Source organism: Aeromonas sp. PI_26, assembly GCF_027854445.1.
In the GTDB taxonomy this organism is placed as follows: domain Bacteria; phylum Pseudomonadota; class Gammaproteobacteria; order Enterobacterales; family Aeromonadaceae; genus Aeromonas; species Aeromonas veronii.
The window spans coordinates 1-21,155 of sequence record NZ_JAJNOE010000015.1 but is presented as its reverse complement, the minus strand read 5'-3'; the positions used below and the strand labels follow the sequence as shown (position 1 = coordinate 21,155).

The window sequence follows — 21,155 nt, the reverse complement described above, 5'->3', positions numbered from 1 at the left end:
TTTTGTGCGCAAAGGTTTGCCCTTGTGGTAGAATGCCGCCCGTTTTCGAGCTCCATAGGTTGGATATGCGATGAGACGTGAACTGGCAATCGAGTTTTCCCGAGTGACGGAAGCGGCTGCACTGGCTGGCTACAAGTGGCTCGGACGTGGTGACAAGAATATCGCTGATGGGGCGGCCGTAGCGGCCATGCGCCACATTCTCAACCAGATCGAGATCGATGGTGAGATTGTGATCGGCGAAGGTGAAATTGATGAAGCGCCGATGCTCTATATCGGCGAGAAGGTCGGTACCGGACACGGCGACGCGGTGGATATCGCGGTCGATCCCATCGAGGGTACCCGCATGACCGCCATGGGTCAGGCCAACGCGCTGGCGGTGCTGGCGGTGGGCGACAAGGGTTCTTTCCTGAAAGCGCCCGATATGTACATGGAAAAGCTGATCGTCGGGCCCAAGGCCAAAGGCGCCATCGACCTGGATCAGGCTCTCGAGCTGAACCTGAAGTCCGTGGCCAAGGCGCTGGGCAAGCCGCTCTCCCGTCTGACCGTCATTACCCTGGCCAAGCCGCGTCATGACAAGGCAATCAAGGAGATGCAGGGTCTGGGCGTGCGGGTGTTCGCCATTCCTGATGGTGACGTTGCCGCCTCCATCCTCACCTGTCTGCCGGACAGTGAAGTCGACATGCTGTATGGCATCGGCGGCGCACCGGAAGGGGTGATCTCCGCGGCGGTGATCCGCGCGATGGATGGTGACATGCAGGCCCGTTTGGTGCCTCGTCACCGCGTCAAGGGCGACAGCCCGGAAGTGCGTGCGCTGGGCGAGCAGGAAATTGCCCGCTGCGAAGCGCTGGGCATCGATGTCAACAAGGTGCTCAAGCTGGAAGATATGGCGAAGAATGACAACGTCATCTTCTCCGCCACCGGCATCACCAAGGGTGATCTGCTGGATGGCATCACCAGCGATGGCGTGATGGCGACCACCGAGACTCTGTTGATCCGTGGTAAATCCCGTACCATTCGCCGTATCAAGTCGATCCATTACCTGGAGCGCAAAGACAGCGTGGTACGCGATATCATCCTGTGATGATGGCTCGCTGAACCGGCAGTGTTGTCTGAAGCCCGATCGCCCGTGCGGTCGGGCTTTTTGTTGTGCGCCAGCTACGTTTGTGCCGCCGCTTCGGCTATGGTGGCTCAGACCGTCCCAAAGGAGTGGAGTCTATGGAGTGTCGTAGCGGCTGCGCTGCCTGTTGCATCGCCCCCAGTATCAGCAGTGCCATTCCCGGTATGCCAGATGGCAAACCGGCTGGCGTCCCCTGTATCCAGCTCGATAGCGCCCTCGGCTGCAAGATCTTCGGTCAACCGGAGCGGCCGGCGGTGTGCGGCGGTTTTCGCCCCATGATGGATGTGTGCGGCAGCCACCGTGCCGAGGCCATCTGGCTGATCGGCGAGCTGGAGCGGCTCACCACCTGACGAGGGCAGGGCGAAGAGATAAAAAAAGAGGCCGCATCATGCGGCCTCTCGCGTTTCTGTTCGCCGGGGATCAGATCCCCGCCAGTTCCAGTGCCTGACGATAGTACTCGTTGGCCTTGTTGGTAAGGCGACGTTTGTCCATCAGCTGGCCGAGAGCGTGATAAGCGGCGGCGCTCGGCGCCCGCTCCACCTCCTGCTCCAGCAGCTTCTGGGCATCGTCCAGTTGACCTGCCAGCAGATAGAGCTGGGCCAGTGCGGTGTCCACCTCCGGTTGCCCCTGCTGTTTTTGCAGCAGCGCCAGCAGCGGCTGGTAGCTGTCGAGTTTCAGCTTGGGCAGACGAGCCAGCAACTGGGGCATCGGCTGTTTGCGCAGCGCCTCCTGCCACAGGGTGGCTGCCTCGCCATCGGCGCCCAGCTGGCGCAGCAGATCGCCGTAGCAGGCCAGCAGTTCTGGCTCGAGGCGCAGTTTGCGCGGCAGATCCTGCCACACCGCCTTGAGGGTCTCGAGGCTGCCGGCAGCCTGTTGCAGGCGACCACACCAGGCCTGTTGCAGCAGATCTTCTTCCTGTTTCGGGGTCAGTTTGCCCACCTTGTGCAGCGCCGGGATCAGGTCGCACAGGGCGCTCCAGTCCTGACGGGCCAGATGCACCTGGCGCAGCTGATCCAGCACCATGGGGTGGCGCGGGTTGAGGGCGTAGACCGACTCCAGCATCGCCAGCGCGGTATCGTACTGGCCCTGCTCGATCTGCAACTGGGTCTGGGTCAGGGTGAGCGCCAGCTCGGCTTTGGGATTCTCCTCCTGCGCTTTTTGCAGGTATTGATCCCGGCGGGCGTCGTCACCACGGGCCTGTGCCGCCTTGGCGGCGCTCAGGTAGTTGAGCAGCGGGGTGTCGCTGTTGCTGGCCCCCTTGATCATCAGCTTTTCAGCCTGACTGTAGTGCCCTTCGGCCATTGCCAAGGTGGCGGCGACGGTCTGTTGATTGGCCTTGCGGCGGCGGCGCGAGCCGTACCAGCCGAGGGTCTTGCGGCGCAGGCCGAATACCCGACCCAGCAGCCACTCGACGATCAGCAGGGCGCCGTAGAACAGCACGGCCAGGATCACCGCGCTGGTGACGGAAGATTCGATGGTGTAATTGCCAAGGGCAATCAGCACATAGCCCTTGTTGCCGGAGGCTTGCGGGCCAAAGATCAGCCCTGCGACCATCACGGCGACCAGAATGATTATACGGATCATGGTGCCCTCCTCAGCTGCTAGCCAGAATGCGTTGCAGGCGTTCGGTTAGCACCTGCTCCAGCATGGCCTGGGTCTTGAACTGGGCCGGATAGTCGATCTGGATCTGCTCACCCTTGAGCTTGTCGATCTCGCCTTGCATGTAGCGGGTGGCGCTGTTGTCGGTGTCGAAATACTGGGTCAGCCAGCGTTGGGCCTTGTCCAGGCTGTCTTCGTAGAGCGCCTGCTGCTCGCGATAGACGGAGAGCTGGGCCTGCAACAGCTTGGTCTTGAGGTTTTCACGCAGGAAGATCTCCTGCTGCGGCGAGAGCAGCGCCTCGACCGCGCCATCGCGGCGACGGATGGTGACGAAGTTCTCGGTGAACTTGACCCAGTTCTTCTTCAGGTTGCTCTCCCACTCGTCGGGATTGGTGCTGACCGCCTGATCCGGCTCGGCCTTGGCTTCCGGCATGCTGACGGTGGAGAGGGGCAGCAGCTCGATCTGGTCGGACAGTGCAGCCAGCTTGAGGGTCAGCCCCTCGCGGTCGATGCGCGGCATCCCCTTGAGCTTGGCGATATCCTCGGCCAGCGCCTTGCGGATCGGCATCAGGCTGGGGTCGTTGAGGGCAGCAATCCGCTCATCGGCATTGCCGAGCAGGGTGATGGCGGAGACGAGGTCATGCTCCAGCCACAGTTTGCGGCCCGCCATCCGTACCAGATACTCGGATTCGGCCAGCATCCAGTCGTTGGGGCGCTTGTCATTCAGATCCAGTACCCGGTTCTGCAGACCCTGCATCTCCCCCTGCAGCCGCTGCTGGGTTTGATCCAGCGCGGCCAGCTGCTCGGCATCCTTGCTGCTGGTCTGGTCGATCTTGCTCAGGGCGCTCGCCAGCTGCTGCTTGAGCTGGGCCAGTTCGGCCTGCTGGGCCACGGCATTCTTGTGACCGTGCAGATAGAGACCGCCGGTCAGGCCAAGGGCCAGCAGGATGGCAACCCCTCCCAGTACGGCACCGGAGCGGCTCTTGCTGCCATTGACCGCAGCGGTCGGCTGGGGTTTTACCTGGGATTCTTGTTGTTCTGTCATTCCATCTTCCTCAGTTCCAGTGCGGCCGTCAGGGCCTGGTTGGATGCACCTTGGGCAATCGTGATATGGATAAAGCCCGCGGAGTGGGCCATCTCGGCCACGCGCGGGCTGGGGACCACCAACAGGCGGTCAAAAAGCCAGGGATGCTGGTGGTCGGGAACCAGCTCCAGCAGCCGTTGCAGCAGTTCACCACTGGTAATGAGCAGGCTGTCCAGCCCCGCTGCCTGCCAGTGGCGGGTCAATCTGTCCCCGTCCAGCTCGGGGTAGTGGCGCTCATAGGCCGCACAATAGTGCACCAGAGCACCGCGTGAGGCCAGCGTGCTGGCAATGAGATCCCGCCCGCCATTGCCGCGCAGGATCAGTACCCGTTTGCCTGCTATCTGCTGCAGGGCGGGCAGGGCCAGCAGCCCTTCGCTGCGCGGGTCATCCGGGCAACTTGCCGTGATGCCGATGGCGGCAAACGCATCTGCGCTGGCCTGACCCACCGCAAAGTACTCAATATGTGGCCAGGTCTGACCAGTTTGCAACAGAAAATCGTGTGCAAAATGAACGGCATGGATGCTGACGGCGATAACCGCGTCGGCACTGCGCAACAGGTCGGGCAGGAGAGGGAGTTCGCTGCCCGCCACGGTTTCCAGCAGTGGGCAGCAGAGTGGTGCATGGCCGTGCTGGCGCAACAACTGCACCAGCTCGGCGGCCTGAACGGCCGGACGCACCACCAGCGGGGTCATGCGCGGTAGACCTCGGCGAGGATCTCGTCGGCACCGGCGGCCAGCAGGCGCTGGGCCAACTGCTCGCCGAGGGCCTCACCATCGGCCAGCGGGCCGCGGATCTCGTCGCGGATCACCTGGCTGCCATCCGGGCTACCCACCAGACCACGCAGCCAGATCTGCTCGCCTTCGACCAGTGCGTAGGCTCCGATAGGCACCTGACATCCCCCCTGCAGGGCGCGATTCATGGCGCGCTCGGTCAGCACCCGGGCGCGGGTCTCGGCGTGCTCCAGCGGCGCCAGCAGGGCGTGCAGCTCAACATCGTCGAGGCGGCATTCGATGCCGACAGCCCCCTGACCGTTGGCGGGCAGACTCTGTTCCGGCTCGATAAAGGCGGTGATGCGGTGCGCCATCTCCAGTCGTTTCAGACCGGCGGCGGCGAGGATGATGGCGTCGTACTCACCCGCATCCAGCTTGGCAAGGCGAGTGTTGACGTTGCCACGCAGGTCGCGGATCACCAGATCCGGGCGGGCGGCGCGCAGCTGGCACTGGCGGCGCAGGCTGGAGGTGCCGACCACGGCCCCTTGCGGCAGTTCGGCAATGGCCTTGAAACGATTGGAGACGAAGGCATCGCGGGGATCTTCCCGCTCGCAGATGGTGTGCAGGCCGAGCCCCTCGGGGAACTCCACCGGCACATCTTTCATGGAGTGAACGGCGATGTCGGCCCGCCCTTCCAGCATGGCGGTCTCCAGCTCCTTGACGAACAACCCCTTGCCACCGACCTTGGCCAGCGGAGTATCGAGGATCTTGTCACCCTGAGTGCTCATGGGCACCAGTTCGACCTGCAACTGCGGGTGCAGGGCTTCGAGCCGGTCTTTGACAAAGTTGGCCTGCCACAGGGCCAGCGGGCTCTTGCGAGTGGCAATTTTCAGGGTTCGGGCTGCCATATCAATCAGTTGTTTCATTTTTAGAAGGAAATCGATATTACCACCCTTTGCCCGGGCTTTCATGGCGGAGCCGGCAAAAGCGGGGCCAAGCTCAAAAATGCATGCTGAAAATGATTTTCATTAAGCAAGGTGTGTTGATTAATTCATTGAATTTATTGTGATTTAATGATTTCCCCTGATACTTGATGTGGTCATACCAGAAATAATCTGACGTTTAGCTGAAGGCTTGTTTACCACCGCTGTTTGCATTGTTAACATGATCACACTTTTTTGACGTATCCCCCTTTTGGTGCGTCATTTTCACTTAGGTGATAGGCAGGGCATTGCAGGAACACATCGATACGCTGGTTGCGCGTTATGACGACATTACCCGTCTCAAGACGCAACGGGCGTTAGGCCTCATGAGTCGCTATGGGCAGCAGGTATTCCAACTGCTGCCTGTCATGCTGCACTTCAATCATCCCCTGCTGCCCGGTTATGTCTCCGGTGATGTCCCTCATGGCATCTGGAGCTTCAGCGCCACCGCCGAGCAGCAAGCCTTTATCGATGACCTCTGCCGCAACGCCAACTGCCAGAGCGGTCTGGCAACCCATGATCGAGCTATTCAGGGGCTCTACTCCATGGGCAGCACCTCCTCCATCGGTCAATGCTGTCACTCCGATCTCGATATCTGGGTCTGCCACGTGGCCGGTTTGTCACAGGAGCGGCTCGATCTGCTGGAGCTGAAATGCCAGCAACTCTCCAAGTGGGCCGAACAGCGCGGGGTCGATCTCAACTTCTTCCTGATCCCGGAAGACAAGTTCCGCCAGACCAACGATGCCGAGATGCAGGGGGAGAGCTGCGGCAGTGCCCAGCACCTGCTGCTGCTCGACGAGTTCTACCGCAGTGCCATGCGTATCGCGGGCAAACGCTTGATCTGGTATCTGGTGCCCACCGAGTGTGATGATCACTACGATGCGTATGTGAACGGGCTGTTCGAGAGCGGCAAGCTCAAGCAGGATGACTGGCTCGATCTCGGCAGTTTTGACCGTATTCCGGCCGAAGAGTATTTCGGCTCCGCCCTGTGGCAGCTCTACAAGGGGATCGACTCCCCCTACAAAGCGGTGCTCAAGTCGGTGCTGATGGAGGCCTACTCGCACGAGTATCCCAATACCCGCCTGCTGTCGATGATTGGTCGCGACTGGTTCCAGCACAACGAGGGGATGCACTACCGGCTCGACAACTACTGTCTGATGCTGGACAAGGTGACCAACTACCTCAAGTCCATCGGCGACATGGCGCGGCTCGATCTGGTGCGCCGCTGCTTCTACCTCAAGGTGTGTGACGGTCTCAGTCATCCCAAGGATGATCACTCCCCCGAGTGGCGCCGCGAGCAGATGAGCCAGCTGGTCTCCTACTGGGGCTGGAGTCAGGACAAGCTCTATCAGCTCGATCATCGCCACGAGTGGAAGATCGAAGAGGTGAAGATCGCTCACGCCGAGCTGCTGGAAGCCCTGATGCAGAGCTACCGCAACCTGATCCAGTTCGCTCGCCGCAACAACATCAGCGAGTCGATCAACCCGGAAGATATCGGCATTCTGTCGCGCAAACTCTACGCCGCGTTCGAGAGCCTGCCGGGCAAGGTGCAGCGCATCAACCTCAAGATCGCGCCGGATCTGAGCGAGCCGGATCTCAGCTTCGTGCAGGTGCCCCACGGTCGCCTCAACCGCGCCGGCTGGTATCTCTACAAACATTCGCTGGAGCCGGTGGACATCATTGGCCGCGCGCCGCTGGAGTTCAACGGTTACATCAGCAAGCTGGTCTCCTGGGCCTACTTCAACGATCTGTTGACGCCCCAGTCGCGGGTGCACCTGTTCAATCAGGGTTCGGATCTGCACATCGACAATCTGCACCAGTTCTGCCGCGATCTCTCCGGCTGCTTCCCCGAGAAGTACCCGCTCGCTACCAACCTAGCCCTCAGTCGGCCGTGCGAGATACGTCAGCTCTCCATCTTCCTCAACCTAGAGATGGACCCGACCAGTCACTGGGTAGGTCAGGTGATCGAATTTGACGCTAACACCGTGGATGTCTTCTCGTTCGGCCGCAATCAGGAGTGTCTGGTCGGCTCGGTGGATCTGGTCTATCGCAACTCCTGGAGCGAGATCCGTACCCTGCACTTCCAGGGGGATGAAGCCGTGGTCGATGCCCTCACCACCATCCTCGGCAAGATGCATCAGGATGCTGCCGCCCCCGAGATGATCGAGGTGTTCTGCTACAGCCAGCACTTCCGTTCTCTGGTGCGCTCCCGCTTCCAGACCCTGGTGGCGGAGTGTATCGACCTGCGCCTGGCCCGCGACAAACAGCAGCTGGTCAAGACCATGGCGCTCGGCAAGGAGAAGTACGGCATCTTCTTCGAGCGGCGAGGGGTGTCGGTGAAGAAGCTGGAGAACGCCATCGATTTTTACCGTCACATCTCCCACAACAAGCTGGATCACCTGCCGCTGCGGCTCGACAAGACCCACAGCCAGCATCTGCCGAGCATCGTCGATGCCTACGCCAGCGAAGGGTTGGTGCAGTTCTTCTTCGATACCCGTGATGCGGGCACCAACATCTATATCCTCGATGAGGCGAACCGGGTGGAGATCTACCAGCACTTTGCCGGCAACAAGGATGAGCTGGTGGCGGGGGTCAACCGCTTCTACACCTCCAATCACGAGCGGTTCAGCGATGATGGGCAGTTCATCAACTTCAACCTGCCGCAGTACTACGAGATAGTACAAGTGAATGGCGAGCTGGATGTGATCCCCTATCGCAGTCAGGGCACTCTGCGCGAACAGGTGCCGCCCGCTCGAGAAGTGGGCTGACCCGTCAGTTGGAATCGCCATAAAAAACGGCCTGCAGATGCAGGCCGTTTGCTATTGCGGTTGCTCAGGCGCCGAGGCGAGCCAGCAGCCAGCTGCGAATGTCGCCGAGCTGCGGACGGTAGATCTCGTGACGCATCGGGTACTCGTGCCACTCGGGGGCGAGTCCGGCGCTTTCCAGCCGGTTCTTGGCATCCCAACCGAGCGACAGGCTCACCACATCGTCATAGATGCCGTGCATATAGCAGATGGGCAGGGTGCGAGCAGCCTTGCTCATCTCGCCGAGCAATTTGTCGGGGGCGGCCAGATAGGTGGACATGCAGAGCAGGCCAGCCAGCGTTGCCTGATAGCGCAGCGCGGTGAAGGAGGCAATCACCCCGCCCTGAGAGAAACCTGCCAGCACGATATGCTCGGGGGCAAACCCGTCGGCTACCAGCTGATCGAGCAATGCGGCAATCTGGTCGGCCGATTCACGGACATGGGACTCAACTGCCCGCTCGGCGGGATCCTCGAAGCTCTTGATGTCGTACCAGCCGCGCATCTTGTAGCCCATGTTGATGGTGATGGGGCGCTCGGGGGCATCCGGCAGCAGGTGACGCACCGGTAGCTCGGCGGGCAGGTCCAGCGCGTCCACCAGCGGGGCGAGACCGGCGCCGGAATCACCCAGCCCGTGCAGCCAGATCACCGCATGACGGGCGCCCTGCGGGTGCAGGTCAATCATGGGAACACCACCTCTTCGCCTGCCTGGGCGGAGCAGGATTGGCTCAGCAGCGCCTTGAGTTCGTGGCCGAAGCGGTTGTCGATCCAGGTGTCACCCTGCAGTTCGAAGTGGAAGCCGTTCTCGCGGGTGGCGACCCAAATCTGGTGCAGTGGCTCCTGCTTGTTGATGATGACCTTGGTCTTGTTCTCGAAAGAGAGGGTCAATACGCCGCCGTTGCGTTCGCAGTCGATATCCGGATACCCCTCGTCGAGAGTGTCTTCCACATATTGGAAAAAGGCGTCGGTAAGGGCGTGATACTCGTGATCCTTCATCGGTTTATCCTGTTGCTTTTAACAATGTGAGTGCGATTATAGAGGGCCAAAAATTTTTTCGCAGCGAACCATTATGATCACCCAGTTCACCAAGTGTCTGATTGCCACTCTTCTGTCCCTCGGGTTGGCCGCGTGCGGTCTGAAGGGGCCGCTCTATATGCCGCCCCCCGAGCAGCCACAGAGCCAGAGTACACCGCAAGCAGCACCGCCTGCGACCTCCGAGGCTGCCACCGAGGCCGCGCCGCACTAATGCCGCACCCATTCTAGGAAGGAACCGCCCCCTTGGATCACTTTAACTACGACGCCGACGGCCAGCTTCAGGCCGAGCAAACCTCGCTGCAACAGCTTGCCGAGCAGTACGGTACCCCGCTTTACGTCTACTCCCGTGCGACCCTCGAGCGCCACTGGCACGCCTTCGACAAGGCTGCTGGCGATATTCCCCATCTGATCTGTTATGCCGTGAAGGCCAACTCCAATCTGGCGCTGCTCAACCTGCTGGCCCGTCTGGGCTCGGGGTTTGACATCGTCTCCGGTGGCGAGCTGTCGCGGGTGCTGGCGGCGGGTGGTGATCCGGGCAAAGTGGTCTTCTCTGGGGTTGCCAAGAGTGAAGCGGAGATGCGCCTCGCGCTGGATAAAGAGATCCTCTGCTTCAATCTGGAGTCGGAAGCCGAGCTGGAGCGCCTCAATCGGGTAGCGGGCAGCATGGGCAAGAAAGCTCGCGTTTCGGTACGGGTCAATCCGGATATCGATGCCGGTACTCACCCCTATATCTCCACTGGCCTCAAGCAGAACAAGTTCGGCATTCCCATCGAGCTGGCGCCAGCCATCTATCGCAAGGCGGCCGCCATGGCGAACATCGAAATCGTCGGGGTGGATTGCCATATCGGCTCGCAACTCACTGAATTGAATCCCTTTATGGAAGCGGCTGACAAGCTGCTGCGGCTGATCGACGGTCTGGCTGCAGAAGGCATTCATATCCATCATCTGGACGTGGGGGGCGGCCTTGGGGTCAACTACGGTTCCGAGCAGCCACCCCATCCGACCGAGTATGCCGAAGCGCTGAAGCAGAAGCTGGCGGGCCGGGATCTGACCCTGCTGTTCGAGCCGGGCCGCGCCATCGTCGCCAATGCCGGCGTGCTGCTGACCCGGGTCGAGTACCTGAAACCTGGCGAGACCCGCAACTTCGCGCTTATCGATGCCGGCATGAACGACATGCTGCGCCCCTCGCTCTACGGCGCCTGGATGAACATCATCGAGGTGGATAGCCGCGCCGGTCATGCTCCCGCGCTCTATGACGTGGTGGGCCCAGTGTGCGAGACCGGTGACTTCCTCGGCAAGGAGCGCACCCTGGCGATTGCCGAGGGGTCGCTGCTGGCGGTGCGTTCGGCCGGTGCCTACGGCTTTACCATGTCATCCAACTACAACACCCGTCCGCGCGCAGCCGAAGTGCTGGTGGATGGTGCCGAGGCGCACCTGATCCGCGAGCGTGAGCAGTTGGCCGATCTCTGGCGCGGTGAGCACCTGCTGCCCTGATGCAGTAGATAGAGATGACAGAATTTTACAGCCCTGACAGCACAGGAATGCACGATGTGGATAGATTGTTCCAGGATGCATGGGGCTTTGGACAACGACTTCATGGCGCTTGGCGACCCTTGGTTCGGTGAATTTTTACAGCCCTAACAGCACAGGAATGCACGATGTTGATAGATTTTTCCAAGATGCATGGCTTGGGCAACGACTTCATGGTGGTGGATGGCGTCACCCAGAAGGTATTTTTCAGCAATGACGTCATCAAGAAGCTGGCAGATCGCCACTTCGGGATCGGCTTTGACCAGCTGCTGCTGGTGGAGCCGCCCTATGACCCTGAACTCGACTTTCACTATCGCATTTTCAATGCCGATGGCAGCGAGGTGGAGCAGTGCGGCAACGGCGCCCGCTGTTTTGCCCGTTTCGTGCGTCTCAAGGGGCTGATCAACCGGGATCGCATCGCGGTCAGTACCGCCCGGGGTCGCATCGTATTGCAGCTGGAGGGGGAGAATCAGGTCACGGTCAACATGGGGGTTCCCCAGTTTGAGCCGGGCAAGATCCCGTTCCGGGCCCAGAAGGCAGAGAAAACCTATCTGCTGCGGGCGCAGGAGCATACCGTGATGTGTGGCGTGGTCTCCATGGGCAATCCCCACTGCGTCATCGAGGTGCCTTCGGTCGCCGATGCGCCGGTCGAGACGCTCGGTGCCATCATGGAGCGCCACGAGCGTTTTCCCGAGCGGGTCAACGTCGGTTTCATGGAGATGGTCAATGCCACCGAGATCAAGCTACGGGTGTTCGAACGGGGCTGTGGCGAGACCCTGGCCTGCGGCACCGGTGCCTGTGCGGCGGCGGTGATTGGCATCAGTCAGGGCAAGCTCAAGGAGCGGGTCACCGTCAGTCTGCCGGGCGGCAAGCTGACCATCGCCTGGAAGGGGCCGGGCCAGCCGGTCTATATGACAGGTCCCGCCGAGCATGTGTTTGACGGCCAGATAGAGGTTTAGCCGATAAAGGTTCAGGTACGGGGGGCGTTGGCCCCCTTTGCCCATGATGTCGGGGCAGCGAGCCCCATTTCTCTGATGGATCAACCAATTTATGAGCGAACTCAAACGGCAGGAGCAATCGGTGGATGAAGCCACTGTGCTGGAGTACCTGGCCCGTTATCCCGAGTTTTTCCAACGCCATGCCGCCGTGCTGGACCGGATCCGCATTCCCCATGAACGCAAAGGGTCGGTCTCGCTGGTCGAACGTCAGCTGGAGCGTCAGCGCGAGCGGATCGAACAGCTGGAGCAGGAGATCACCGAATTGATGGGGATCGCCAGCGAGAACGAGCGGATCTTTCGGGTCTATGCCGATCTCTACGGCGAGCTGTACGGTTGCCAGACCCTGTTCGAGGTGAGTGCCGTGATGGGCAAGGCCTTTGTCCAGCGGCTGCGCCTGACCGGGCTGCGGCTCTGGCTCAACCCCAAGAAGTTTACCCTGAGCGGGCCCGAGCAGCGTTTTCTGGCACAGGGCAAGCAGCTCGAATCCCTGCTGGGTCAGCGTCTGCCGAGGCAGGATTACTACTTTGGCCGCCTGAGCCAGAGCGAGAAGCAGGCACTGTTTGGCCACGATGTGCTGGTCAACTCGGTGGCCCTGATGCGGCTCGGCGATCTCGGCGTGCTGGCCTTCGCCAGCTCGGATCCCGGCCACTTTACTCCCCACAACGACACCCTGCTGCTGGGCCAACTGGGGCGCCTGCTGCAACTGCGTCTGCCCGAGTTGACTCATGGCTAGAACACCGGCCAGGGCGCCTGCCAAAGCACCCGTCATCGCACCGCCATTGCCCGCGGCACTGGCGGACGAGCTGGCGGCCTTTATCGAATACCTGAGGGTCGAGCGTCAGCTCAGCCCTCATACCCGCAATAACTATCAAGCCCATCTGGAGGCGATGACCGCCGAGCTGGTGGCCCTCGGGCTCACTGACTGGGGTCGGCTCGAGGCGAGTCAGGTGCGCACTCTGGTGACCCGGATGCACAAGGGGGGCCTTGCTCCTCGTTCCCTTTCCACCAAGGTCTCGGCCCTGCGCAGCTTTTGCGACTGGCAGGTGCGGCAGGGGCGGCTGACCGCCAATCCGGCCCGTGGCATCGTCACCCCCAAACAGGGGCGGCCGCTGCCGAAAAACCTCGATGTGGACGAGATGCACCAGCTGCTCAACATCACCGACGAGCAGGATCCGCTGGCGGTGCGGGATCGCGCCATCATGGAGCTGATGTACTCTTCAGGGCTGCGTCTCGCCGAGCTGGTGGGGATCAATCTGGTGGATCTGAAGCTTGACGACCGTCAGCTCAAGGTTACCGGCAAGGGCTCGCGGGAGCGGGTGCTGCCCATCGGCCGGATGGCGGTCGAGTGGCTGCAGAAGTGGCTCAAGGTGCGCCCGCTGCTGGCCGGGGATGAGAGCGAGGCGCTGTTTGTCTCCAGCCGCAAGCAGCGGCTGTCGGCCCGCTCGGTGCAAGCCCGCCTCGATGGCTGGGGCAACAAGCAGGCGCTCAACGCCCACGTCCATCCCCACAAGCTGCGCCACAGCTTCGCCACCCATATGCTGGAGTCCTCCGGCGATCTGCGGGCGGTACAGGAGCTGCTGGGACATGCCGACCTCTCTACCACCCAGATCTATACCCACCTCGACTTCCAGCATCTGGCCAAGGTTTACGACAGCGCCCACCCCAGGGCCAAGCGTGACCCGGATGCGCAGGACGATGAATAACGGGCCATGAGCCCCCGTTGCAGAGGAGAGTCCATGCACTTCTATCGCCGCTGGCAGCCGGTTGCTGCCATCTCGTTTGACCTCGATGACACCCTCTATGACAACGGTCCCGCCATCGTGCGGGCCGAGCAGTGGATGCTGAGCCATCTGCGCAGCGAATATCTGGCCACCGCCATGCTCGACAAGCCACGCTGGCTGGAACTCAAGCGCAGTGTGCTGAACGGTTCCCCCGAGCTGCGCCACGATGTCAGTCTGGCGCGCCAGCAGACCATCCGCGCCGCCATGGTCGAGGGGGGGATGGCCGACCAGCAGGCCAGCCGCGAGGCGGAGCAGGTGTTTGCTGCGTTTCTGGCAGAGCGCTCGAAGATCGAGGTGAGCGAGTCCACTCATCAGCTGCTGGCCAGATTGGCCGAACGCTACCCGCTGGTGGTCATCACCAACGGTAATCTGGATCTGGCGCAGGCAGGGCTGGATCGCTACTTCACGCTGGTCTGCAAGGCGGGGGCGTGCGCCAGAATGAAACCGGCGCCGGATATGTTTGAGCAGACCCGCAGTGCCCTCAAGCTGCCAGCAGAGCGGATCCTCCATGTGGGGGATCATCCCGAGACCGATGTGCTGGGTGCCCGCTTGCACGGCTTTCGCGCTGCCTGGCTCAACGAGCGGCAGCAACCGTGGCAACAGCTGCAACTGTTGCCGGACGTGGAGCTGACGGCACTGGAGGAGCTGGCCGAACTGCTGCTCTGATGGCGCTGGCGGGAGGCTCGGCTCAGGCGGTAATGGCTGTCAGCGAATAGCGATATATGGCAAGGGGTTACGCCCGCTATTTGCGGCAAACCAACCCGAGCAGGGTGTAGCGGTCGCGCTGGTTGACGCGGCAGTAACTGATGCCGGCGGGCAGCGCCTGCTGCAGGGTGATGGCGCTGTTCTGATAGCGGCAGACCAGATAGAGCGGGCGCAGGCTGCTATCGAGCTGGCTCCAGTAGTGGATCTCGTCGCTGTCGCCATTATCCGGTTTTAGCTGGGCCAGTTCGGCAGGATCTCCGTCGAACAGGGCCAGATTATCGAGCCGATGGCTGAGGGTTTCGTCCGGTTTGCCATCGTCATTGCGGGTGAACGCCTGCCAGCCCTGCTGCGGGGTCAGCAGCTTCTGGCGAGTCTCGATGGTGGCGGGACAATCAAATTGCAGGCTGGCGGCAAGGGCCAGGGTTGTCAGTAACATGGCTGCGGTTCTCTCTTCACGTCCTCAATCTCGTGCCATGCTACGTCATCTTCCACCGAACAGCTTCATCAGTTTATCAAGAAGATCAAGCTGTTGTGGTGGTTGTTTCATGGCTTCCGCTTCCCGCTCCAGCAGCGCCTGCTGCTCCTGCTGGCGGTCGCTCAGCACCCGGTAGAGGGGCTCGACCAGCGCCTCGCGCTGCATCACCAACTCCTGAAACATTGCCTGATTGATGCGATAGGTTTCGACGGTGGCCACCGCCCGTACCGTGAAGGAGCTGGGCTCGCCGGTGAGCAGGCTCAGTTCACCAAAAAAGTCTCCCGCGTTGAGCGTACCAAGCTTCAGCTCTCGCCCTTCGACATTGACCACCATCTCGGCTTCCCCTTTGACCAGCACGAACAGCCAGCTGGAGACATCCCCCTGCTCCAGCATGATGTCGCCGCTGACGAAGGGGGCGAACTTCACCTGATCGGCCAGCTGGAGCAGCTCGTTCTCTTGCAACATGGCAAACAGTGGCAGCTTGCGCAGGGTATCGGTTCGTTCGGCGGTGTGGCGCTTGTGGCGGGCATCCAGATGCTGCTTCTCCTTGGCCATAAAGACGTTGAAGATCGGCGGGGTGAGGCGGCGATCGTTGCGGCGCAGGGCGGCATCGATCAGGCTGCGCACCATGGAGTCGGTCGGATCGTCGCGAGCCAGGTCGGTCAGCCAGTAGCGCACTGCATAGCGGGCAATCCCACCCTCGACATTCATCAACAGGCAGTCCGGTTGCGGATGCTTGGCGACGCAGGGGAGCTTGGTCTCCCGCAGGGATTTCTCGATCAGCGCGATGATCTGGGTCGGCAGGGTATCCAGGGTCAGATCGAACCAGACCCAGCGCCGCCACTGCAAGGGTTCGCCACGGCGGCGCCCGAGCACGGTGAAGCGCTGTTTGAGCAGGTGGCTGTTGGGGATGACGACTGTCTCCCAGTTGCGGGTCTCGATGGTGGTGGCACGCCAGTTGATCTCTACCACCCGGCCCTGGGTGGTGTCGACTTGCAGCCAGTCACCGATGGCGATGGAGTTGTCGAGCTGAATGGAGACCCCGGCCAGCAGGTTGCCCAGGGTGTCCTGCATGGCGAAGGCGATGACCGCAGTGATTACCGCGGAGGTAGTGACTATCTCCCCGAGCGCCATGCCGGAGGCGTAGAGACGAAACAGACCCCAGCCGATATAGCCGATGGTGATGACGATATCGGCGATGATCCGCGGGATCCGCACATGGCAGAGGGGGAGCAGAAACTCGAACAGCAGGATCCCCCATATCTTGACCAGTATCAGGCCGGCCAAGAGGGTGGAGATCTCGATCAGCAATTGATGGGGCAGCGGCAGTTTGAACCAGCCCCCTTCCAGCTGGATCAGCAGGATTACCACCGCGCTAATCATCACGAAACTGAGCTCGGAGAGCAGCTCCCGTCGCTGTCCCGGACGGCGCCAGAAGTGGATCAGCATCAGGGAGAGGGTGAGCAAGGTCCAGAACGGGTGTTCGCCAATCCAGATCAGCGTCGGTAGCGCGGTGAGGTTTTCGCCAGCCATAGCAGCACCTTATTGTGGTTTTATTTCCAGCATAGCTGCTGCGGCGCGGGGAAATGGTGCGTTGGGGCGGCAATTTATTTATCCTGTGCAGAACCGGGCAAAGGAGTGCGATTGAGTGAAATTTTCAAAGAAAATCATCTGTTTGATGGCCCTGTTGCCATTGGCTGGCTGCGACCTGCTGGCCGAGAAGTATCGGGTCGAATTCCGGGATGGCTCCTGGCGTGAAATAGTCATTACCCCCTTCTCCAGCGAGGCGCGCTGGCGCGAGGGGTGTGCCACCGGCGAGGTGCTGAGCGACATGAAGGTGCCCATCAAGCGGGGTGATACGGTCAATGGCCGCGAGCAGTTGCTGATCGGCGGCGAGAAGTTCGAGCTGGATGACAACAACCTCTACCGCAGCAACGGCATGGTGTTTGGCCATTCGCCTGACCATATCCAGCGCGGGCTCAAAGGGATGGATATCTGCCGTACGCTGCGCCCCGAGCGGGGCGGACTGCCCAAGCTCAAGGCGCGCGGGTTTGGCGACTGAATCGATGAGGGATTACCTCGCTGCCATCAATGCACAGCGTTGGCGGCAGGCATCGCCAAAGGCTTGAAAGATCTTGATGGAGTGGGGGTTTTCATTGGCTTTCCACTCCGGATGCCACTGCACTGCCAGCAAAAAGGGTGACAGTGCGGGAGCATGAAGTGCCTCTATCAGCCCATCTTCGGCGTGGGCCAACGGCTTCAGACCCTTCCCCAACCGGTTGATGCCCTGCCCATGCAGGGAGTTGACCGGAATCTGTTCTTCCCCCATCAGTTCGGCAAACCAGCTGCCGGGCAGCAGTTTGATCTGATGGCTCGGCCCATACTGCTCGTCGACCGGATCGTCGGCATCCTCCCGGTGATCGTCATAACCCGGCTCGTTATAGACCTTCTGATGGATGTCTCCCCCCAGCGCCACATTGATCTCCTGCATGCCGCGGCAGATACCTAGGATCGGCAAGCCACGGGCGAGCGCTCCCTTGATGAGGGGCAGATCGAACAGGTCGCGATCCCTGTCCTGCTGTTTCTCCGGGGTGAGGTTCTCCTGACCGTAGAGGGCTGGATCGATATTGGAACCGGCTCCGCTCAGATAGACCCCATCGGCGAGATCCAGATACTGCTCCAGATCGGTGGTGCCGCAGCAGGTGGGCACCAGCAGCGGGACGCAGCCGCTTATCTCCACCAGCGGCATGATGTATTTGTGGGTCATCACCTGATAGGCGTGGCCGTTGCGGGGCTGGGCGCCCATGGTCATCAGTACGACAGGTTTACGGGGAGCGGGAAGCAGGGGATTTGGCATAGGGCACCTTGATTATCCTTGGCGTTGAAGTCTCATCCTTCGCCTTGGGCAGGCCCTTGCAAACCGTCAGGGCAAGGGCATGCCTCAAGGCATGGTCATGGGATCCCGCGTCGGGCCGGGTGGCAGAATCGTTGGTCAGCCTGGGCAGCGACGGCATGGATCCTCTCTTCAGTCTGCCAAGGCCGTTCAATATGTCAAACAAAATGATGCAAAGTTGTTAACGGATTTGTCTTGAACTGCTCTGAAGCTGCGATTTAACGGGGCTGTTGAGATGAGCCGTTATGGTTGGGGTAGCAAAATGGTGGATATATTAAACGCGCAGGGATGGCGGGGGATATGGAGAGGAAAAGGCATCAATAGAAGCACGCCTCCGCAAGGGGAGGCGTGTTTCGTGGATCACAGCAGGTCTTCGATCTCGCCGCGCAGATACTGGTACATCTCGCGGTAGGCGACCGGCGGCTTGTTCAGCTCCCGCTCCTTGTTGGCGGAGCGGATCAGCTGGCGCAGCTTTTGGCGATCCAGCTCGTGGAACTGGGACATCAGCTCGTTGAGGGCGCTGTCACCTTCGGTGATCAGGCGCTCGCGCCACTGCTCCAGCCGATGCAGGCGGGCATTCACGGTGGAGTGACGGTTCTTGATGATGGAGAGCGCTTCGGCAATCGGCTCGATATCGCGGCTGCGCATCAGGCGGCCGATGAACTGCAGATGGCGACGGAAGGACTCATCCTTCTTCGGCTTGAGTTTGCGACCCAGCTCGACAGCTTCTGCAAGCTCTTCATCCAACGGGATTTTTTCCAGTTCGCTGTGGCTGAGGGAGACGATCTCTTCCCCCATTTTCTGCAATGCTTCGGCATCGCGCTTGAGCTGGCTCTTGCTGGGGCCCCAGTCTTCGAACTCGTTGTCGTCTTGATATTGACTCATCGGTCTCTTGATTCCTGTCATTCACGTTTGGCGGATATGTTACCAGCTTCTCCCGCTGGGCGCAGGGGTCTGATATGCTTACCCCCCTTTCCTTCTTTCATACAGATGTGAGTTATGGATCAGCAAGACCAAATCCGCCAGGATCAAGCCCATCTCGAGGCCGTGGTTGCCGAAGCCCTGGAGATAGCCAAAGGACTGGGCGCCTCGCTGGCCGAAGTCTCCATCAGCAAGCAGACCGGGTTGTCGGTGAACACCCGGGGTTGTGAACTGGAAAGCATTGAATTCAATAAGGATGGCGCCCTCGGCATCGCCGTCTATCGCGATGGTTGCAAGGGATCTTCCTCGACCACCGATCTGAGCAAACCCGCCATTCGTGCCGCCGTTGAAGCGGCCATCGAGATTGCCCGCCACACCTCGGCGGATGATTGCGCCGGTCTGGCGGACGCCGAGCTGCTGGCCTGGGATGCCCCCGATCTGCAACTGTGCCACCAAATCGAATTGGATCCCCAGCGCGGGATCGAGCTGGCCATCGAGTGCGAGCGGCTGGCGCTTGGTCGCGATGCCCGCATCAAACACTCCGACGGTGCCGGTTTCTCCAGCCATCTTGGCATCAAGGTCTATGGCAACAGCCACGGCTTCGTCAAAGGTTATGCGGCGTCGCGCAACTCACTGAGCTGCGTGCTGATCGGCGAGCAGGATGGCGATATGCAGCGTGATTACGGCTACTCCTCCAGCCGTACCCTCGATGGGCTCTGGAGCCCGCAGCGCATTGCCGACGAAGCCGTTGAGCGTACCGTCTCCCGTCTCGGCGCCCGCAAGATCTCTACCCGCCATGCCCCTGTGCTGTTCCACCCAGACACTGCCTCCGGCCTGTGGGGCCATCTGGTGATGGCCATCAGCGGCGGCAACCTCTATCGCAAGTCGAGCTTCCTGCTCGACAAATTGGGCAAGCAGATCCTGCCCGAGTGGCTCACTATTCAGGAGTTCCCCCACCTGCTGGGCGGGCTCGCCAGTACCCCGTTCGATGGGGAAGGGGTGCGTACCCGTGACATGGATATCATCCGTAACGGCGAGCTGATGAGTTGGCTGCTGACTTCCTACTCTGCGCGCAAGCTGGGGCTGACCACCACGGGGCACGCCGGTGGCATCCACAACTGGCAGGTCTCCAATACCGGCCAGGATTTTCAGGGCATGCTGAAAGAGATGGGCACCGGTCTGCTGGTGACCGAGCTGATGGGGCAGGGGGTCAATATCGTCAATGGCGACTACTCCCGCGGCGCTGCCGGTTTCTGGGTCGAGAATGGCGAGATAGCCTATCCGGTCGAGGAGATCACCATCGCCGGCAATCTGGCCGAGATGTTCAGCCATATCGTGGCGGTGGGTCGTGACGAGGATGAGCGCTCCAGTCTCAAGACCGGCTCGGTGCTGGTAGAGAATATGAAGCTGGCGGGTCACTGATCCCGGTTTCAACAGAACCGAAATGTCTAGTCCTGAAATAGGTTTACACATTTTCAACTAGCATTTCTCTTCTCAGAACCCCCGATGTACCGCATCGGGGGTTCTGTATTTCAACGCATGATGCGGCCGCTCCTCGTTGTAAATATCCACTGCTTCACGCACCATTTCCCGCGCTTGCGTTAAATCCTGCGGGCTTTGTAGCAATAACTCTCCTTTCAAAATCCCGTTCACCCGCTCCGCCAACGCATTCTGGTAACAGTCATACCCATCCGTCATCGAGCATTTCACCCCGTACCGTTCATGTAATGACTGATACAGTCCCGAGCAATACTGCACGCCGCGGTCAGAGTGATGGATGAGCTCACCGCCGCCACGTCGTTGCTTCAGCGCTTTCTTGAACGCCATCGCCACCGACTCCGCGTGCATTCCTTCGTGTACGTGGTGGCCTACTATCTTGCGTGAGTACGCATCCGTCACCAGGCTCAGGTACAGCGGCCCGCTCCTGGCTGGCAGATAGGTGATATCAGCGACCCAGACCTGCTCCGGTGCTACCGGTGTGACCTGCTCTGGCCCCGCCTTGAGCAAGTTGGGATGACGGTAGAAACGGTGAAAACTGTGGGTGGTCTTGTGATACGCCCGCCTGGGCTGCACCAGCAAGCGGTGCTCGGCCAATATCTGAAACAGCCTGTCCCGCCCTACCTTGAGCCCGCCATCATCCTGACCCTGCAGCAGATAATGCAGCTTGCGAGTGCCCACCCGCGGTTGTCGCAGTCGAACCTGACGCACGAAGCGCACCACCTGTAGCCCTTGTGCATGGCGCTCGTCGGCGACCCGATTGCGCTTGTAGTAAGCCTGCCGGCTTATCCCCAGAAACAGGCAAGCCCTGACAATGGTCAGCCTTTCGACGTGCCGCTGCGAGATGACTTGCCGGGTCGCTTTTTTACGATGGAGACGCCGTAGTCATTCTTCAGTACATCGACGACGGCCTCAAAAAACTGGGCCTTCTGGCTCATCAGTGCCAGCTGTTGCTCGAGTTCCTTGATGCGCTGTTCGGGCGTCTGGTTGTCGGGGTCAGGCATGGTGATACTCCTGCCGGCGCGT

General features: G+C 60.8%; 21 protein-coding genes and 1 pseudogene. 11 read left to right on the top strand and 11 right to left on the bottom strand.

The genetic code is table 11. The features are described from left to right. Positions 1–70 precede the first annotated feature (70 nt). Together glpX and LRL22_RS15415 are read left to right on the top strand one after the other, a co-directional pair. Positions 71–1,081, top strand: a complete 1,011-nt coding sequence (gene glpX, locus LRL22_RS15420; protein ID WP_270905773.1) for a class II fructose-bisphosphatase — start codon at positions 71–73, stop codon at positions 1,079–1,081. 134 nt (positions 1,082–1,215) lie between these two features. Beyond that, positions 1,216–1,467 (top strand): YkgJ family cysteine cluster protein, encoded by a 252-nt coding sequence (locus tag LRL22_RS15415; protein WP_005336384.1) that lies wholly within the window; start codon positions 1,216–1,218, stop codon positions 1,465–1,467. A gap of 70 nt (positions 1,468–1,537) precedes the next feature. Here the strand turns inward: LRL22_RS15415 and LRL22_RS15410 are convergent, their stop codons facing one another. From LRL22_RS15410 to hemC, 4 genes are read right to left on the bottom strand one after another with little or no spacing between them, the layout of a single operon-like run. Continuing rightward, complete coding sequence (locus LRL22_RS15410) at positions 1,538–2,701, bottom strand: heme biosynthesis HemY N-terminal domain-containing protein (protein WP_100646922.1); 1,164 nt, start codon at positions 2,699–2,701, stop codon at positions 1,538–1,540. A gap of 10 nt (positions 2,702–2,711) precedes the next feature. After that, positions 2,712–3,761 carry a uroporphyrinogen-III C-methyltransferase gene (locus LRL22_RS15405; RefSeq protein WP_005336380.1) on the bottom strand — a complete coding sequence of 350 codons (1,050 nt, stop codon included), beginning with the start codon at positions 3,759–3,761 and terminating at the stop codon, positions 2,712–2,714. Beyond that, positions 3,758–4,492 (bottom strand): uroporphyrinogen-III synthase, encoded by a 735-nt coding sequence (locus tag LRL22_RS15400; RefSeq protein WP_270905772.1) that lies wholly within the window; start codon positions 4,490–4,492, stop codon positions 3,758–3,760. The genes LRL22_RS15405 and LRL22_RS15400 overlap by 4 nt, the downstream gene beginning before the upstream one ends. Then, positions 4,489–5,418: a hydroxymethylbilane synthase gene (gene hemC, locus LRL22_RS15395; RefSeq protein ID WP_139740585.1), complete on the bottom strand. Its 930-nt coding sequence runs from the start codon at positions 5,416–5,418 to the stop codon at positions 4,489–4,491. Before hemC ends, LRL22_RS15400 begins: the two co-directional genes overlap by 4 nt. A 323-nt stretch (positions 5,419–5,741) precedes the next feature. On the opposite strand from hemC, the gene LRL22_RS15390 reads away from it, so the two are divergent. Then, on the top strand, positions 5,742–8,261 hold the full coding sequence (locus tag LRL22_RS15390) for a class I adenylate cyclase (RefSeq protein ID WP_270905771.1): 2,520 nt from the start codon (positions 5,742–5,744) through the stop codon (positions 8,259–8,261). A 64-nt stretch (positions 8,262–8,325) separates the two neighbouring features. Here LRL22_RS15390 and LRL22_RS15385 read toward each other — a convergent pair whose 3' ends face one another. Continuing rightward, the gene (locus LRL22_RS15385) at positions 8,326–8,979 is read right to left on the bottom strand and encodes an alpha/beta hydrolase (RefSeq protein WP_270905770.1); all 654 of its coding nucleotides are present in this window, start codon (positions 8,977–8,979) and stop codon (positions 8,326–8,328) included. Next, positions 8,976–9,290: an iron donor protein CyaY gene (gene cyaY / locus LRL22_RS15380; protein ID WP_106843461.1), complete on the bottom strand. Its 315-nt coding sequence runs from the start codon at positions 9,288–9,290 to the stop codon at positions 8,976–8,978. Before cyaY ends, LRL22_RS15385 begins: the two co-directional genes overlap by 4 nt. 73 nt (positions 9,291–9,363) lie before the next feature. Between cyaY and lptM the strand changes: the two genes are divergently transcribed. The 6 genes from lptM (at position 9,364) to LRL22_RS15350 (ending at position 14,304) form a co-directional block, all read left to right on the top strand. Beyond that, complete coding sequence (gene lptM / locus LRL22_RS15375) at positions 9,364–9,540, top strand: LPS translocon maturation chaperone LptM (RefSeq protein WP_270905769.1); 177 nt, start codon at positions 9,364–9,366, stop codon at positions 9,538–9,540. 32 nt (positions 9,541–9,572) lie between these two features. Continuing rightward, positions 9,573–10,823, top strand: a complete 1,251-nt coding sequence (gene lysA, locus LRL22_RS15370; protein WP_075112955.1) for a diaminopimelate decarboxylase — start codon at positions 9,573–9,575, stop codon at positions 10,821–10,823. A 164-nt stretch (positions 10,824–10,987) separates the two neighbouring features. Continuing rightward, positions 10,988–11,818, top strand: a complete 831-nt coding sequence (gene dapF / locus LRL22_RS15365) for a diaminopimelate epimerase (protein WP_005336371.1) — start codon at positions 10,988–10,990, stop codon at positions 11,816–11,818. 91 nt (positions 11,819–11,909) lie between these two features. Next, positions 11,910–12,590 carry a DUF484 family protein gene (locus LRL22_RS15360; RefSeq protein WP_270905768.1) on the top strand — a complete coding sequence of 227 codons (681 nt, stop codon included), beginning with the start codon at positions 11,910–11,912 and terminating at the stop codon, positions 12,588–12,590. Beyond that, positions 12,583–13,560: a tyrosine recombinase XerC gene (gene xerC / locus LRL22_RS15355; protein WP_100652483.1), complete on the top strand. Its 978-nt coding sequence runs from the start codon at positions 12,583–12,585 to the stop codon at positions 13,558–13,560. Before LRL22_RS15360 ends, xerC begins: the two co-directional genes overlap by 8 nt. Before the next feature lie 33 nt (positions 13,561–13,593). Next, positions 13,594–14,304, top strand: coding sequence for an HAD-IA family hydrolase (locus LRL22_RS15350; RefSeq protein WP_270905767.1), 711 nt, complete (start codon positions 13,594–13,596; stop codon positions 14,302–14,304). 76 nt (positions 14,305–14,380) lie between these two features. Here LRL22_RS15350 and LRL22_RS15345 read toward each other — a convergent pair whose 3' ends face one another. After that, entirely contained in the window at positions 14,381–14,779 is a 399-nt protein-coding gene (locus LRL22_RS15345) for an STY0301 family protein (RefSeq protein WP_270905766.1), read from the bottom strand. 45 nt (positions 14,780–14,824) lie between these two features. After that, complete coding sequence (locus tag LRL22_RS15340; protein ID WP_043821866.1) at positions 14,825–16,351, bottom strand: cyclic nucleotide-binding domain-containing protein; 1,527 nt, start codon at positions 16,349–16,351, stop codon at positions 14,825–14,827. Positions 16,352–16,496: 145 nt separating this feature from the next. On the opposite strand from LRL22_RS15340, the gene LRL22_RS15335 reads away from it, so the two are divergent. Continuing rightward, positions 16,497–16,880 carry a hypothetical protein gene (locus tag LRL22_RS15335; protein ID WP_042053586.1) on the top strand — a complete coding sequence of 128 codons (384 nt, stop codon included), beginning with the start codon at positions 16,497–16,499 and terminating at the stop codon, positions 16,878–16,880. A gap of 12 nt (positions 16,881–16,892) precedes the next feature. Here the strand turns inward: LRL22_RS15335 and LRL22_RS15330 are convergent, their stop codons facing one another. Both LRL22_RS15330 and yjgA read right to left on the bottom strand, forming a co-directional pair. Then, complete coding sequence (locus LRL22_RS15330) at positions 16,893–17,675, bottom strand: gamma-glutamyl-gamma-aminobutyrate hydrolase family protein (protein WP_270905765.1); 783 nt, start codon at positions 17,673–17,675, stop codon at positions 16,893–16,895. A gap of 396 nt (positions 17,676–18,071) precedes the next feature. Continuing rightward, positions 18,072–18,596 carry a ribosome biogenesis factor YjgA gene (gene yjgA / locus LRL22_RS15325; RefSeq protein WP_005336359.1) on the bottom strand — a complete coding sequence of 175 codons (525 nt, stop codon included), beginning with the start codon at positions 18,594–18,596 and terminating at the stop codon, positions 18,072–18,074. Positions 18,597–18,710: 114 nt separating this feature from the next. Here yjgA and pmbA point away from each other — a divergent pair, with 114 nt between their 5' ends. Further along, positions 18,711–20,054 (top strand): metalloprotease PmbA, encoded by a 1,344-nt coding sequence (gene pmbA / locus LRL22_RS15320; RefSeq protein WP_040068810.1) that lies wholly within the window; start codon positions 18,711–18,713, stop codon positions 20,052–20,054. Positions 20,055–20,126: 72 nt separating this feature from the next. Here the strand turns inward: pmbA and LRL22_RS15315 are convergent. Then, positions 20,127–21,155, bottom strand: a pseudogene (locus LRL22_RS15315) (IS3 family transposase); the annotation flags it as partial.